Source organism: Pantoea cypripedii (assembly GCF_002095535.1).
Classification (GTDB): domain Bacteria; phylum Pseudomonadota; class Gammaproteobacteria; order Enterobacterales; family Enterobacteriaceae; genus Pantoea; species Pantoea cypripedii.
This window is the reverse complement of record NZ_MLJI01000001.1, coordinates 3,634,380-3,647,335: the sequence shown is the minus strand read 5'-3', so window position 1 is coordinate 3,647,335 and position 12,956 is coordinate 3,634,380. Positions and strand designations below refer to the sequence as shown.

Below are 12,956 nucleotides of genomic sequence, written 5' to 3'. Positions count from 1 at the left end.
TTCAACAGATGACTACCAGCATGAAACCATCATATTTTGTAGAATAACGTGTTAGTCGCAACCGGTGACTGCACAAAGCCAAAGTATTCGTAGAACGCTTTAGCCTGCCCATCAATTGCATGTACCATGATAGCCTTGATGCCGACCTGATCCGCCAGATTCGAAACGCGTACCACGGCATCATTCAGCAACCATTTCCCGAAGTTATTGCCCTGAGTAGATACATCGACTGCAAGGCGGCCCAGCAAAACAACCGGTACGGGATCGGGCATATTCTGTCGCAGGCTACGGCTCAAATCGACATGACTCACTGAGCCCGTCGCAATGGAATAATACCCCACCACGCGCGCAGTACCTTCAGGACAGATGACGAATGTACGGGAAGCATTGAGATGCTGATTCTTCATCGCACGCCGGCGAAGCCAGTCATCAAGTACCTCATTCCCGCAATCGAACGAGTGAAGGACATGCTCTTCTGTCAGTAAAGCAGGCGCAGTGACATTTATTTCCATTCAGGTTTTACATCCATCAGCCGCTGACGACCTTCAACATTCTGCACAGGGGCTTCGAGCTGCCTGATGAATTCCTGGTAACGGGCATCATCAAGAACGAACACGCGCTGGTCCAGAATAATGTTCTGGGCCTCATGCACAGCCCTTTCAATGATGAAATCAGTACGGTTTTTGTTAACCAGACTCGCAGCATAATCAATCACTGCGCGTTCTTCATCCGTTGCACGGATATTGATTTGCTTATCACGCACGGACTTACGAATAGTAGTTTGCATAATTACTCCTGTTGGTAACAAATTGCTATACACGCATGGTAGCCTGAATGGTAGCAAATTGCTATACATAGTTTTTTCAGCTGAAGCTGAAAAAGAAAGCGCCAGACTGAACTGGCGCATGAGAGGGTATAATTATATGAATCCGTTACGAAATTGCGTAAATGGCTTTCCGGCAGATTCCATAACCGTGCCCAAGGAACGGTATGTCATCGTCAAAATCCATCGGCGGCTCATTCTGCGGATTTCGTGGCGCTGACGGTGTCTGCTGAGGTTGCTGAGGCTGGCCCCAGCCGCTCTGCTGACCTGACTGCGCATTGTTTCCACTGGTGTTGGTGCTGTTGTTACGACCACCGCCCAGCATCTGCATCGTTCCGTTAACCCCTACAACGACTTCGGTTGTCCAGCGGTCGGTGCCGCTGTTATCCGTCCATTTTCGGGTGCGCAACTGACCTTCGATATACACCTGTGAACCCTTGCGCAGGTATTCACCGGCAACTTCGGCCAGCTTGCCAAACAGCACGACACGATGCCATTCGATATTTTCACGGTTTTCACCGGTCTGTTTATCACGCCATGATTCTGATGTGGCCAGACTTAATCCGGTCACAGCTTTACCATTTGGAGTATATCGTACTTCGGGATCCTGACCTAAGTTACCGACAAGAATGACTTTGTTGACGCCGCGTGCGGACATAATGATTTCCTCTTAAGAATGGAGTTGAGAGGAACACACCCACCGGGATGTGTTCCGGTGGTGTGTCCGTAACGCTTAGAATGAATTCGGATCGTACTCTTTCGGAGCAGATGAACCGGATTCCGGCGTCTGGGAAGCATTGGGTGCCTGATAAACGACTTCCTGACCTTTCCTGATGAACTCCACCTTAATCAGGCGGGCCTTCAGGGAAGGGCGGCTTTCACCGGCATGATCACCCGTCTGCAGGGTAAACACATCGGCTTTCAGTCCGCTCAGCACGAAGCCAATCAGCACTTTTTCTTCTTCATCAACGGCTTTCTGACAGCGGTTGATAAGTTTGGTGTTGTCTGCACCCGCGATGGTGACATCGAAGCGGGTATAAGACGCATTGTCCGTCGGACCGGTCAGGGCATTAATAACAGCGCAGGTGAATTCGCCATTACCATTCTGAACACGGCGTATCGAGTTGAGATAACCGATACCACTGACGTTTAGGTTGAAATACTCTTTTTTCTGCTGAGTACCAGAACCAGAGCCGTTTGAAACAGGGGTAGGGGTAGTTGTGTTTGCAGTCATGATGGTTTCTCCGGAGTAAAACAGAACAGGTTGCGGAGAAACATCTGTCCCGTACGGGAAGTGTTTCCCGCAGGGAGGTCAGCAAGGGTTGCCGACTGGCTGAATTGGTGAAATGGACCTTAACCTGGTTATCAGGTCCCTGTTTACAAAGGTTAACAGGTTTGAACCACCCGAAGGCGCCACTCTCAGGTTAATGTGGCATTGGCATGTGATTACCCGAAGGCGTTCCTCTCAAATCACCGGAACATTGGCAGTTGTCGGAACGACAACGATTAGCCTCTTTATCATTCATTCAGACGCCACAGATGTCAACGCCGCAGCGCGCAAAAATTCATCAGAACCAGAAAATAAAAAAGCGGCGCCCTGGGGCACCGCCTTCTGAGGTCTGCACCATCGACCTGAGGTTAATCTGCGTAACGCAGTGGCTCCGCAGGCTGAAAGGGCCCGGCACGGGTTTCACGGAGTTTTTGTGCCTTACCGACTCCCGTTCAGGCGGGTCCGGTCAGACTGTATTCAGGCAGCACATGCATTAGATGCTGCCTGAACCCGCAGTCACGGGGTGCGGCTTCAGAGCCGGGGTCACAATAGCAGAGGCCATAACGCCCCGCAATCGGAGTCGGTGGATTAATTCTTCTTTGATTCAGGAGACTTAGCCCTGCGCGGACGTTTCTTTTTGGTGCTGCCGATGTTGATGACACCTTTGCATGCCGGATAGCGCTGGCAGCTCCAGAATTCCCCTTTTTCTCCCTTACGCAGGCGCGTTTTCCCGCCGCAAAGCGGGCAGGCAGGCGTTGGGGGAACGCGGATGCGTACCTGCTGCTGTGCTCCCTGGCCTACCAGATTGCGCGTCCATCCGGCCTGTCGCTGCAGGAAGTCATCAAGTGACATACGCCCGGCAGCAACCTCATCCAGCGCCTGTTCCCACAGCGCTGTCATGCCTGGTTCGGTCAACTGGGGCGGCAGGGCATCAATCACATCCGCGCCCAGTTCGGTCGCCATGATTTTGCTGCCTTTACGCACGATAAAGCGACGGTTCAGCAGTTGCTCAACAATACCCGCGCGGGTCGCTTCTGTACCCAGTCCTGCGTTGTCTTTTAAAACCTTGCGCAGCGCAATGTCGGTGACAAATGCCGCCGCGTTCATCATGGCACCAATCAGGGTGGCAAACGTATAGTGCGACGGAGGGCGGGTCATAAGCTGAGTGACGTCAGCACTGGTTACCGGGCAGCGGTCATTCTGAGCAAGCGGCGGCAGGGCAACGTCTGCCTCATCGTCTTCCTGAACCTCGTCGTCACCGCCTTTCTCAAACAGGACCTTCCAGCCCCTTATTACCTCTGTCCGTCCGCTGGTGCGGAACAGCTGTCCGCCAATGTCGAACTGCAGGCGGGTGATATCGGACTCATGCAGGGGGAGGAACTGGGCCAGATAGTTACGGCGGATAAGCAGATACACGTTACGCTCGGCTTCCGTCAGCGCGGACAGCTGAAATGCGTTGCGGGTGGGGATAATACCGTGGTGTGCCGTGATTTTTTTGTCGTTCCAGATGCGCGAGACAAATGCTTTGTCGAGGCGTGCCAGCACCGGAGCACATTCCGGATCGGTGCGGCCGATGGCATCGAGCACACCTGAAATCTCCTCCCGCATGGATTCCGGCAGATAACCGCAGTCGGTGCGGGGATAGGTCGTAGCCTTGTGCTTTTCATACAGGCTCTGGGCAGTATCCAGCACCTGCTGCGGGGACATATCCCACAGCCTGCCACAGGCCTGCTGCAGGGAGCCGAGAGAAAAAGCCAGCGGCGCGGCAGCTTTTTCCCGCTTTGTGTCGCATTCTGTCACCACTGCGTGACCTGTCTGCCGGCAGAGTTGCACCACCTGCTGCGCAATGTTCTGGTGAATACAGCGCTTTTCCTCGTCGGTATACAACTTTGCTGGCACCCACTGCGCCGGAAAGGTGAGGCCACCGGCGGAAATGATAGCTTTAACCTGCCAGTAAGGTTTCGGCACGAAGGACGCAATTTCCCGGTCCCGCCGGACAACCAGTGCCAGCGTCGGCGTCTGCACCCGGCCGACCGAAACCACGCCATCAAAACCCGCCTCCGCAGCACGCAGGGTATAAAGTCGCGAGAGATTCATGCCTATCAGCCAGTCGGCCCGGGCGCGCCCCAGTCCGGCGTGATACATCCCGAGCGTCGCCTGACCGGGACGCAAATCCTGAAGCGCCGCCCGGATGCTGAGTTCATCCAGTGCAGACAGCCAGAGTCGCTGCACCGGGCCTTCCCAGCGGCAGTAATCCAGCAACTCGCGCGCAATGACCTCACCCTCACGGTCCGCATCAGTGGCAATGACAACGTCGTCAACCTGGCGCAGCAGCCGCTCGATGACTTTGAACTGATCCTGCGTCTCTTTTTTGACCACGACCTGCCAGGGGGCGGGCAGAATGGGTAATACAGACAATGACCAGGGTTTACCGTACTGCTGACCGTAAGCCTCCGGCGGGGCGGTTTCGAGCAGGTGCCCCACCGCCCATGTGACGGTGACGCCACCGCCAGCCAGAAAGCCGTCACCGCGTCGGGTGGCACCGAGAACACCTGCCAGATCGCGCCCCTGAGAGGGTTTTTCACAGATATAAAGACGCATAACCTGCCTCCTGCGACTCAGACGGCCTGATAACGCAGGCGCAGCAGGTTCACGCTCGCTTCATTAACAGGGGGGGAAAATGCTGAGCGTTTTTCTCCGAGCAGAACGGCACGATCGGGCTCACCCACTTCCTGACAGGCTTTCTGCCAGACTTCATTATTCTCCACCGCATCCAGACGTGTTGCGCCGGTTTTGCGATAACGCAGCACACATCCGTAAATTTCACGCAGAAGCCGGCTGCCATCACCCAGCAGTTCATAGCGCTGCGTCCGTGAAATGACACCATAATGCGCCGCCTGGAGGACTTTTTTGGCAAATTGATCGAACCCCATCAGCAGAAATACGCATCGATACCCCAGCGGAGTACCGCTGAATACGGTAAGATCCAGAGGTTCAGTCGCCTGAGCATCGCTGATAGTCACTCCCGCCGGGATAAAGCTCATTTGTTTGTCCAGGCTGGCAATCAGAGAGTTCATTTGCCTGCCGGCATACTCAATTTTTTCCTCCAGAGCCAGCATAGCCATATCTGCCCAGGGAACGTTCTGAATTGAGTCTTTGTTAATGAGCGTGGCGCGGTACAGGAACTGAGGCATACCCATAATCGGCTGCTTTCCTTTTTTACCATCTTCCCGGCTCTCCCGTTTGCGCCCCTCCCATAAACCGATCGCGTAGTTGGTATGCAGTTCGATATGGAGTTCAGACTGGAGCGCCCCGGCCCGTTTTTGCTTTTCTGCCATCGTTGTCGTCACCTGTATTCAGTTAAGAAGAGCTGGCATAGTCCTGAATCACACGCATGACCAACAATGTGAAACTCATAATTAACGACAGGAAATTATCCATTGTACGTTTTTTAATCTTGCTGCCAGTGGCAGCAAGGCTATTTTTTAATCAACTCTAAACAACTCTTTTAACATGTCAGATCTGTACTGCTCAAAAAACACACTTGCTGCCACTGGCAGCAAGTTCAATTTTCAACCACGAGTTTATCTGCCAACATTCTGTCGTATGCTCTCGATCAACGCCCTGACCTCCTCCGCAGAAGGCCGGCTCGCAGGCTGAACAGGCGGGGTTGCTGCCGGTAAAGCACGCGTATCGGTTGTCCGGGGATTGTTGCTGCCGGAACCGGCAGCTGCTGCTTCCGGCAGGTTCAGCTCACCGCTGCGGGCACGTCGCAGCATCGTGAACAGCCAGCCCACCGGGTTATTGAGTCTGCCAAGCCGCAGTTGCTCACGCAGCATGTCAGCCAGCGTCTTCGCCACCGCTTCAGGCAGTGAGGCCATCTGTGTGGTCAGCATCTGTCGGTCCTCGCTGTTCAGTCCGTTCACAAAATCGTCAGGCAGAAAATGTTCTCCACCCGGTACGTACGTTTTTTTATTCACACTCTGTGTGAAAGAACGTACGTTACAGTCCGGATTTCGGACTCCGGTGTAACCCATTGATTTTAGACTGAGTCCTGATTCCGGACTCTGTGTTTTATCGGGTAAAGGATTACTGAGTCCGTTTTCCGGACTCAGTAAATCCGGGGTGTTTTTTGTGCTTTTCTGACTGAGTCCGGAATCCGGACTGCGGGTCACAGCCTGGCGATGTTGGACCATCTGCTCAGGCGTGGACGGCGCGCTAAGGCGACTTTCGATAAGGGCCATACGACTGTGACGATGACGCATCCCCGGGTCCTTAAGTATGTCATTCACCACGGCCAGCGCGGTCATGCGGACAGCTTTATTACGGTTCATGCAGCTCTCTTCCACCAGACTCAGCCAGCCGGGGTCAAAGGTTTCAGCATCACGGTAACCCAGCGGCTCATCATGCTGCGCGTAGATGTTGCCGCGGACGCGCCCGCGGTCATCTCGTACCCTCTTACACAGGCTGAGCCAGCCGGTCAGGCGCAGCATCAGCAGAACGCGGCTCACAGTGTCCCGGGAGGCTTTCTCTGAATGCGCCGATGCAAGCTGAACCTGCAACTCATCGTAGGTCGGGAAGATGGCCCCTTCGTTCTGCTGCGCGTAGAGCCTTATCATCACCCAGGCGGTTTTATCCAGGGGTGAAAGCCGTGTATCGAGAAACAGCCTGCGCGGCACCGCATCGTGCACATTGCCCATGAACAGCAACCCGCTACGCTCCTGGCTTACATCGCCGGTATCGGCGCGCCGCTCAAGATTCTGCTGCATTCTGGCCAGCGTGTGCGCCACGATGCTGTCGGCGGGAATGGTCATTTTATGCTCTCCTCTTCAGCCTGAGACAGCACAGTGCCGGGATAAACCCGGCACTGTGTGGTCATCAGCGGCAATCCGTTACCGGCGTATTTCACGGTTGTAGGTCTCATGATCCATCAGCCACCACTGCCGGCCACCATCCTTACTGAGAATGCGCCAGAACGGCCCCACGTCTATCTTGAGGTAGCCGTTCATCGTCAGCCGGCGGAACACCTTCTGTCCACCGCAGGCAGCGCGGAACAGCCGCTGAGCCCGGCGGCGTACTGCCGGTGACACCTGCTGTCGGGGAGAAAAATCACCCATCTCCATCACGCCTCCTTGCGTACAGGTGTTTCAGCCCGGCGGCCTGCAGCATTAGCCTCGCGACACCACTGGCAGACCCGGCTCCATACGGCTGTCAGGGAGAGACCCAGTTGCTCAGCCGCCAGCATCATCGCTTCCAGAGCCTGATGGGAGTCAGGTGATAACAAACCGGCCGCTTTCCACTCAGCCCAGAGTGCGGCGTCCTGTGGCTCTGTCAGGGCCTGAGTTCGCCCCTGCCGCGATTCAATGCCCATCAGACGGCGGCGGGCACTCACCTCCGAAGGAGACAGACCAAAGTATCTGTCAATCAGCTCCATCGAACCGCCGAGCTCCAGTGCGCGGTCAATCATCATGAAGCGCTTCTGCTCATTGCGGGCCTGATTAAGCATCAGCCAGAAGTTTTCATGGTTCAGGGTGACATCAAGCACAGAAACGTGTGACTGGCTGAGGTAGTGCAGTTCATCAAGACTGAGATGACTCAGCGCGCGAATTTCCTCGACCGACATACCCAGTGACTCACAGCGGCGGATATTGCCGTTTTTGACGTCCATCAGCAGTGAGGACAGAATGGCCGTGGTGGCCTGAGAAAGATTATGCTGGCTCACAGGCCACCTCCTGATATCGCCCGGTCAGCGATGAGCAGAACATCAAAAAGCCAGCCCGACAGGCAGGCACTCCATAAAAGAACGTCAGTCATGTGCGTGCCCTCCCGCGGTAATCTGCCGGGAAGCCTGTGCGCCACTGAGGCCATGATGGAGGTCGGTATCGCGGCCAGTAAGAAAACCGGCCGCCCGGGCAGCTCTGTCACCCCGACAGTTGCCCGCTTCCCTGACAGTCAGACCGGCCAGAGCTTCTCCGGCATGGCGCTGAGACAGCCAGCGCTTCAGTACGGCGTTCTCCTCCTCTGTGGGCGAAAATGACTGCAGTACCTGCCAGACGCCGGATACCCAGCCTTCGCGGAACTGGTCTGCCCGGCGACGGCGCGTGCGCAGAAGAATGCGGCGGGTACGATATCCGGCCATGTGCGCGTCAGCATCGACGCGCAGCTGTCGCTGGAGGACGGTAAAGATGTAGAGCGCCACCTCCGGTCGTTCGCTGAAACCATAAAAGTGCAGTGAACGGCGCACGCTGCTCACTCCATGTGTACTGACATGAACGTGCCAGCCAAACCAGCATCGGCAGCCCGTCGCCATACAGACCACGGTTGCCAGCGAGCTCAGCCAGGCCGGCACTTTTTCTGCATCACTGGTCAGGCTGAGACAGACTGATTCAGTGACTTCACTGAGAGAAAGCATGTCTGGCGTCAGCCCGTGACGCTGCATCAGACGCTGAGCCAGCGCCACTGCGCGTGCGGCTTCATGCGGGTTGCTGTTGCGGGTGCCCAGCGCCATCAGGCGACGGATACGGGCAGTGATTTTTGCGTTATCCGACATAGCGCATCCCCCTTCCACCGGTAGCCCGGTGTCGGTCCTGCTGCTCTTTTACGTCCTGACAGCCGGCACAGAGTTCCACGCCCGGGACGGCCAGCTGTCGTGCAACCGGAATATCCGCTCCGCAGCATTCGCAGAACGCTTTTGACGGTTTGACAGAGTGCACCTGCGCCCGGATGGCATCGATGCCGCGCTGGGTGAACAGGGCCGTACTGGCCTGCGCCATTTCATCGTTCAGGTCATCAGACATGGTCCCCTCCTTTCGCAGACTGTCGCTGCAGCTCACGCAGACGGCGGATAACGCGGATAAGACGCAGGGTTTTCACCACCGTAATATCGTCGAATACGGCCGTATCAGCCGGTGACGGAGAGCCGAAGAAATTCAGACAGAACATAAACATGTTGAACTGTCTGTTGGGCAGCGAGCCGGACAGGCCCGCGAGAAAGAGGACCAATTCGCTGCCGGTTTCGGAAACAGTAAAGCCTGCTGACTGAGGGTGTTTATCTTCACGCACATTGTCCGCGCAGCCTATCGCCTCAGCGATTTCGAAGACAAGCCGGTAGGCCATATCCTGCAGATGTTCCACATCATCCTGTAATGCGGAGATGTGCCAGATGTCACTGACGGGCTCAAGGCCGGTGGCCGCAAATGCGACCGAACTGACTGACGCAGCCAGGGACTCATTCTCCTCGGCAAATGCTGACATCAGTGTGCCAGGACTGAAATCAGGGAGGGAGATGCTGTCAGTGTCAGCCGTTTCGCCGGAAATGACCGCCCGTCCGCCAAAAAGGTCATTCTGTACTTCGCGACGCAGTTCACTGCCGGCGGTCACCAGTGCGCTCACCGGCAGTTCAGCGCCAGCAGGCAGTTCCGGCGCCGGCTCAGGGCGATCGGGCGTGGTCAGCGTGCCGCTGCGCAGCCCCGTGACCGGCGTTTCGGATGCAGTATCCGGGGGCAGGACAGTGACCTGAGGCTCCGGGGGTTCACGACCTGCCGCTCTTTCCGGTGGTGGCGTCAGTACCGGCAGCGGAGGCGGATCGCCAAACTGCTCACGGCGTTTCTGCTCGCGTGGGTCCAGTTCAATCAGCCAGCGGTCATAGTTCAGACTGGAATGCGGTAGCGCCTTAACCAACTGGCCGATGAACTCATCACGAAATGATTCATACGCATAACTATCAGGATCGTCAAACCCCCGGCAACTCGCCTCAAAGACCTGATCGAACGAACACTGCGGGGAGGACTCATGCGCGAACTGCGACCAGACCTTTACTGCCTGGGAACGGATGCGCAGCAGTGACAGCACCTGCAAACGTGCCAGACCACTGTTGAGCAAGGTCGGGAAGCAGGGCCAGAGATATTTTAATGTATCCTCCATCCTGCTGATGGTTGAGTTATCAATCGGATAACCTTCATTATTCAATAATTCTGACAGCTCTCTCAGTGTCACAGGACGTCCCATCAGCTCTTCCTGAATAGCTCTGGCACTGTGTACACCAAACGCTTTATCTATATAGGTAAGCTCTCCACGTACCTCATTTTCTGCCAGGTGCCCTACAAGACATTTCAACCGCCCGGGCCACGGTTTAAAAATGGTGTGAACGCGATAGAAACGCTCATCACCGGTTTCCTGCCACAATTCGCAGAGGATCTGATACCGGGTATTGCCTCCGTCACTGAAGATATAAACGTCTTCGCCGTCCGGATCGCGTGTCACCTTTGGAATGGAATCCAGTCCGCGTGCGCGAACGGATGCTTTGATCTCTTCATAACGCGGATTACGACCTTTACGCGGGTTATCCGGGTTGGGTCGCAACTGATCGAGCGTGAGCATCATTGCCATCTCGCTGGCCGGCAGTGGCGCCGCCGGGGTCTCCGCCGTCTGTACCGGCGACTTACCGCGCTGCAGCATGGCCGCGCCGAGATTAAGATTACGAACGTTGCTCATGCGTACCTCCCTGACCGCCCCGTGAGGTCAGAAAAACGGGTGTGGCGGCCTTCATACTGCAGGCGGATCGTCCCCGTGGGTCCCTGCCGCTGTTTGCTGATGATGATTTCAGCAATACCCTTATCCTCAGTGTTTTCGTGATAGACCTCATCGCGATAAATAAAGACGATAACGTCGGCATCCTGCTCCAGCGCACCGGAATCACGCAGATCACCATTGTTCGGACGTTTGTCAGCACGGCTTTCCAGCTGGCGGTTCAGCTGTGACAGTGCCACCACCGGACACCCCATCTCTTTGGCCAGCGCTTTGAGTGACCGTGAGATTTCAGATATCTCCTGAGTGCGGTTCTCCTGATCCGGGCAGCGCATCAGTTGCAGGTAATCAAGCCCGATGATCGACGGGTGGCCATAGCGGCGGGCATTGCGCCGGGCGCGGATACGCAGCATCGCCGGTGTCAGGGAGCCGGTATCATCTATGATGAGACTGTCGTTGAGTTCTCCCATCAGCAATGCTGCTGCGTTTGAGGTGCGAGCCCAGTCCTCATCATCCATCAGACCACTTTTGAGATGGGTGAGGTCTATGCTGCCGAGCGAAGCGAGCATACGCATCAGAATCTGATCTGTGGGCTGTTCCAGACTGTAAAATTGTCCCTTTAAACCTGGTTTTTTCAGCAATGAATTCATTAGCAGGCTGATGAGAAACGCCGTTTTTCCCATCGAAGGGCGGGCAGCAATAAGGACCAGGTCACCTGCCTGCAGGCCACTGGTCATGGCGTCAAACTCATCAAAACCGGTAGGCGTGCCGGTGATACCGTCAGGGACACTGCAGCGCCGCTCCAGCTCTGGCAACAGTCTTTCCATCCCTGCAAGCAGAGTCACCCCTTGTTCCGGCTCACCACGCTCTGCCAGTCGGGTAATTTTCTGTTCGGCTGTCTCCATCACCTTGTCAATATCAGTGCCGGGCGTCCTGACTGATTCGGTTATTTCAGCACCAATTGAAGCCAGCTGTCTCGCCCGGCTGTTTTTGACCACAATTTCACAGTAAGCAACGATGTTGGCCGCGCTTGGCGTGTTTTTACTGAGCTCAGCCAGGTAGGCAAAACCACCCAGTTGATCAAGAGCATCTTTACCGCGACTCTCAATACTTTCGGCAAGGGTAATCAGGTCAAGTGGTTTTCCGGCCGCAACCAGACGGGTCATTTCCTGAAAGAGGGACTTATGAATTCTGTGGAAAAAGTCATCAGCGCTCAGACGAAGTGCAACTTCATCCCAGCGATCATTATCCAGCATCAGACCCCCGATGACAGACTGTTCAGCATCAGGTGAATAAATCCCCGGAATATTTTTGCGGTCGTCAAACATGCTCACCTCCCTTTGCCAACGCATCGAAAAGGTTCACCCATTCAGGAAACAGCTCGCAGGCAAGGCTGTGCATGGACTCAAATGCAGAATCGCTTTTACGACTGGTTTTCTTCTCAAGGCGGTGCACGGGCAGACCGGTTGCATGTCCCTGCTTGTAAACGTCCAGGTCATAAATGCGGGTCTGAAGCATATCGATAGCGATCTTATCCGCATGCTGACTGTAATCACCGCTCATGATGATGCTCTCGGCCTGTTCAACGGTCGTCTTAGCCAGAAGCGTGTAATCCATGCAGTTAACCAACATGCGAATGCGTGGAAGATTGATGCCAAAAGCCATGTACGGAAGCAGCTCTTCCATCAGAGCAACGGTGCCGCGCATGAACTCACGCACGTCAGGCAGTACAGGTTTGACCATTCCAATCATTTCGCCTGTCGCGGCCAGAATAATCAGTTCCGACATCACTGAGCGTGATCCCTGAGAATCAATCAGGATGACGTCATACTGGCTAAACACCGGATTTGACAGTGCGTTGCGAAGGCGTACGCGTCCGTCAGCAACATTGAGCATGTAGGTAGGTAAAAGGTTTCGCGGATCGTTGGAGACGATGACGTCAAGATTATCGATCTCGGTGTGGGAAATAATGTTTTCGGCCCGTGAGAGATCCACGGTCTGCATGAGCAGTTCGTAGAGGCCACAGGGTGCTTCGTATGCTAAGGGATAGATACTGCTGGCCGTAGGCTGGGCGTGGTCGCCGTCAATAATGAGGGTTTTTATGCCTGCATCGGCGAGAAAGCCACCGAGATTAGCGGCCTGGGTTGATTTCCCCTCGCCACCTTTGGTAGAAACTACAGGAACAACTTTCGTTTTTGAATGCATTTCGTCACCTGAATAACATTATTCAGATGAGAACGTTTGCTCACTTCACTGCTTTCCAAAAGCTCGGGGATTGAAAATCCCCGTGTCCCTGGTTCGATTCCGGGTTCGGGCACCAAAATTCAGAAAACCCAG

Annotated in this window: 14 protein-coding genes; all 14 read right to left on the bottom strand. The window is 55.2% G+C overall.

The window, feature by feature from the left end; all coding sequences use genetic code 11:
• Positions 1 to 29: 29 nt before the first annotated feature.
• The gene (locus tag HA50_RS16795; RefSeq protein WP_084876702.1) at positions 30 to 512 is read right to left on the bottom strand and encodes a GNAT family N-acetyltransferase; all 483 of its coding nucleotides are present in this window, start codon (positions 510 to 512) and stop codon (positions 30 to 32) included.
• The gene (locus HA50_RS16790) at positions 503 to 787 is read right to left on the bottom strand and encodes a type II toxin-antitoxin system TacA family antitoxin (RefSeq protein ID WP_084876701.1); all 285 of its coding nucleotides are present in this window, start codon (positions 785 to 787) and stop codon (positions 503 to 505) included. Before HA50_RS16790 ends, HA50_RS16795 begins: the two co-directional genes overlap by 10 nt.
• 145 nt (positions 788 to 932) lie before the next feature.
• The gene (locus HA50_RS16785; RefSeq protein ID WP_084876700.1) at positions 933 to 1,481 is read right to left on the bottom strand and encodes a single-stranded DNA-binding protein; all 549 of its coding nucleotides are present in this window, start codon (positions 1,479 to 1,481) and stop codon (positions 933 to 935) included.
• A 75-nt stretch (positions 1,482 to 1,556) separates the two neighbouring features.
• Positions 1,557 to 2,057 carry an STY4534 family ICE replication protein gene (locus tag HA50_RS16780; RefSeq protein ID WP_084876699.1) on the bottom strand — a complete coding sequence of 167 codons (501 nt, stop codon included), beginning with the start codon at positions 2,055 to 2,057 and terminating at the stop codon, positions 1,557 to 1,559.
• A gap of 624 nt (positions 2,058 to 2,681) precedes the next feature.
• On the bottom strand, positions 2,682 to 4,694 hold the full coding sequence (locus HA50_RS16775) for a DNA topoisomerase III (protein ID WP_084876698.1): 2,013 nt from the start codon (positions 4,692 to 4,694) through the stop codon (positions 2,682 to 2,684).
• A 17-nt stretch (positions 4,695 to 4,711) separates the two neighbouring features.
• On the bottom strand, positions 4,712 to 5,431 hold the full coding sequence (locus tag HA50_RS16770) for a PFL_4669 family integrating conjugative element protein (protein ID WP_084876697.1): 720 nt from the start codon (positions 5,429 to 5,431) through the stop codon (positions 4,712 to 4,714).
• 246 nt (positions 5,432 to 5,677) lie between these two features.
• Entirely contained in the window at positions 5,678 to 6,907 is a 1,230-nt protein-coding gene (locus HA50_RS16765; protein ID WP_084876696.1) for an STY4528 family pathogenicity island replication protein, read from the bottom strand.
• Positions 6,908 to 6,985: 78 nt separating this feature from the next.
• Positions 6,986 to 7,216, bottom strand: coding sequence for a ParE family toxin-like protein (locus HA50_RS16760; RefSeq protein WP_084876695.1), 231 nt, complete (start codon positions 7,214 to 7,216; stop codon positions 6,986 to 6,988).
• Positions 7,216 to 7,815, bottom strand: coding sequence for a DUF2857 domain-containing protein (locus HA50_RS16755; protein WP_084876694.1), 600 nt, complete (start codon positions 7,813 to 7,815; stop codon positions 7,216 to 7,218). The genes HA50_RS16760 and HA50_RS16755 overlap by 1 nt, the downstream gene beginning before the upstream one ends.
• Positions 7,816 to 7,899: 84 nt before the next feature.
• Positions 7,900 to 8,643: a DUF2786 domain-containing protein gene (locus HA50_RS16750; RefSeq protein WP_084876693.1), complete on the bottom strand. Its 744-nt coding sequence runs from the start codon at positions 8,641 to 8,643 to the stop codon at positions 7,900 to 7,902.
• Positions 8,633 to 8,890 carry a TraR/DksA C4-type zinc finger protein gene (locus HA50_RS16745; protein WP_084876692.1) on the bottom strand — a complete coding sequence of 86 codons (258 nt, stop codon included), beginning with the start codon at positions 8,888 to 8,890 and terminating at the stop codon, positions 8,633 to 8,635. Before HA50_RS16745 ends, HA50_RS16750 begins: the two co-directional genes overlap by 11 nt.
• Entirely contained in the window at positions 8,883 to 10,586 is a 1,704-nt protein-coding gene (locus tag HA50_RS16740) for a ParB family protein (RefSeq protein ID WP_084876691.1), read from the bottom strand. Before HA50_RS16740 ends, HA50_RS16745 begins: the two co-directional genes overlap by 8 nt.
• Positions 10,583 to 11,947, bottom strand: a complete 1,365-nt coding sequence (dnaB-PI, locus tag HA50_RS16735) for an SPI-7-type island replicative DNA helicase (RefSeq protein WP_084876690.1) — start codon at positions 11,945 to 11,947, stop codon at positions 10,583 to 10,585. Before dnaB-PI ends, HA50_RS16740 begins: the two co-directional genes overlap by 4 nt.
• On the bottom strand, positions 11,940 to 12,824 hold the full coding sequence (locus HA50_RS16730; RefSeq protein ID WP_084876689.1) for a ParA family protein: 885 nt from the start codon (positions 12,822 to 12,824) through the stop codon (positions 11,940 to 11,942). The genes dnaB-PI and HA50_RS16730 overlap by 8 nt, the downstream gene beginning before the upstream one ends.
• Positions 12,825 to 12,956: the final 132 nt, after the last annotated feature.

Coding starts and splice junctions, on each gene's coding strand:
- HA50_RS16785 (WP_084876700.1), bottom strand. CDS start 1,481: ATGTCCGCACGCGGCGTCAACAAAGTCATTCTTGTCGGTAACTTAGGT.
- HA50_RS16750 (WP_084876693.1), bottom strand. CDS start 8,643: ATGTCGGATAACGCAAAAATCACTGCCCGTATCCGTCGCCTGATGGCG.
- HA50_RS16770 (WP_084876697.1), bottom strand. CDS start 5,431: ATGGCAGAAAAGCAAAAACGGGCCGGGGCGCTCCAGTCTGAACTCCAT.
- HA50_RS16775 (WP_084876698.1), bottom strand. CDS start 4,694: ATGCGTCTTTATATCTGTGAAAAACCCTCTCAGGGGCGCGATCTGGCA.
- HA50_RS16760 (WP_084876695.1), bottom strand. CDS start 7,216: ATGGAGATGGGTGATTTTTCTCCCCGACAGCAGGTGTCACCGGCAGTA.
- HA50_RS16745 (WP_084876692.1), bottom strand. CDS start 8,890: ATGTCTGATGACCTGAACGATGAAATGGCGCAGGCCAGTACGGCCCTG.
- HA50_RS16740 (WP_084876691.1), bottom strand. CDS start 10,586: ATGAGCAACGTTCGTAATCTTAATCTCGGCGCGGCCATGCTGCAGCGC.
- HA50_RS16730 (WP_084876689.1), bottom strand. CDS start 12,824: ATGCATTCAAAAACGAAAGTTGTTCCTGTAGTTTCTACCAAAGGTGGC.
- HA50_RS16780 (WP_084876699.1), bottom strand. CDS start 2,057: ATGACTGCAAACACAACTACCCCTACCCCTGTTTCAAACGGCTCTGGT.
- HA50_RS16795 (WP_084876702.1), bottom strand. CDS start 512: ATGGAAATAAATGTCACTGCGCCTGCTTTACTGACAGAAGAGCATGTC.
- HA50_RS16790 (WP_084876701.1), bottom strand. CDS start 787: ATGCAAACTACTATTCGTAAGTCCGTGCGTGATAAGCAAATCAATATC.
- HA50_RS16765 (WP_084876696.1), bottom strand. CDS start 6,907: ATGACCATTCCCGCCGACAGCATCGTGGCGCACACGCTGGCCAGAATG.
- dnaB-PI (WP_084876690.1), bottom strand. CDS start 11,947: ATGTTTGACGACCGCAAAAATATTCCGGGGATTTATTCACCTGATGCT.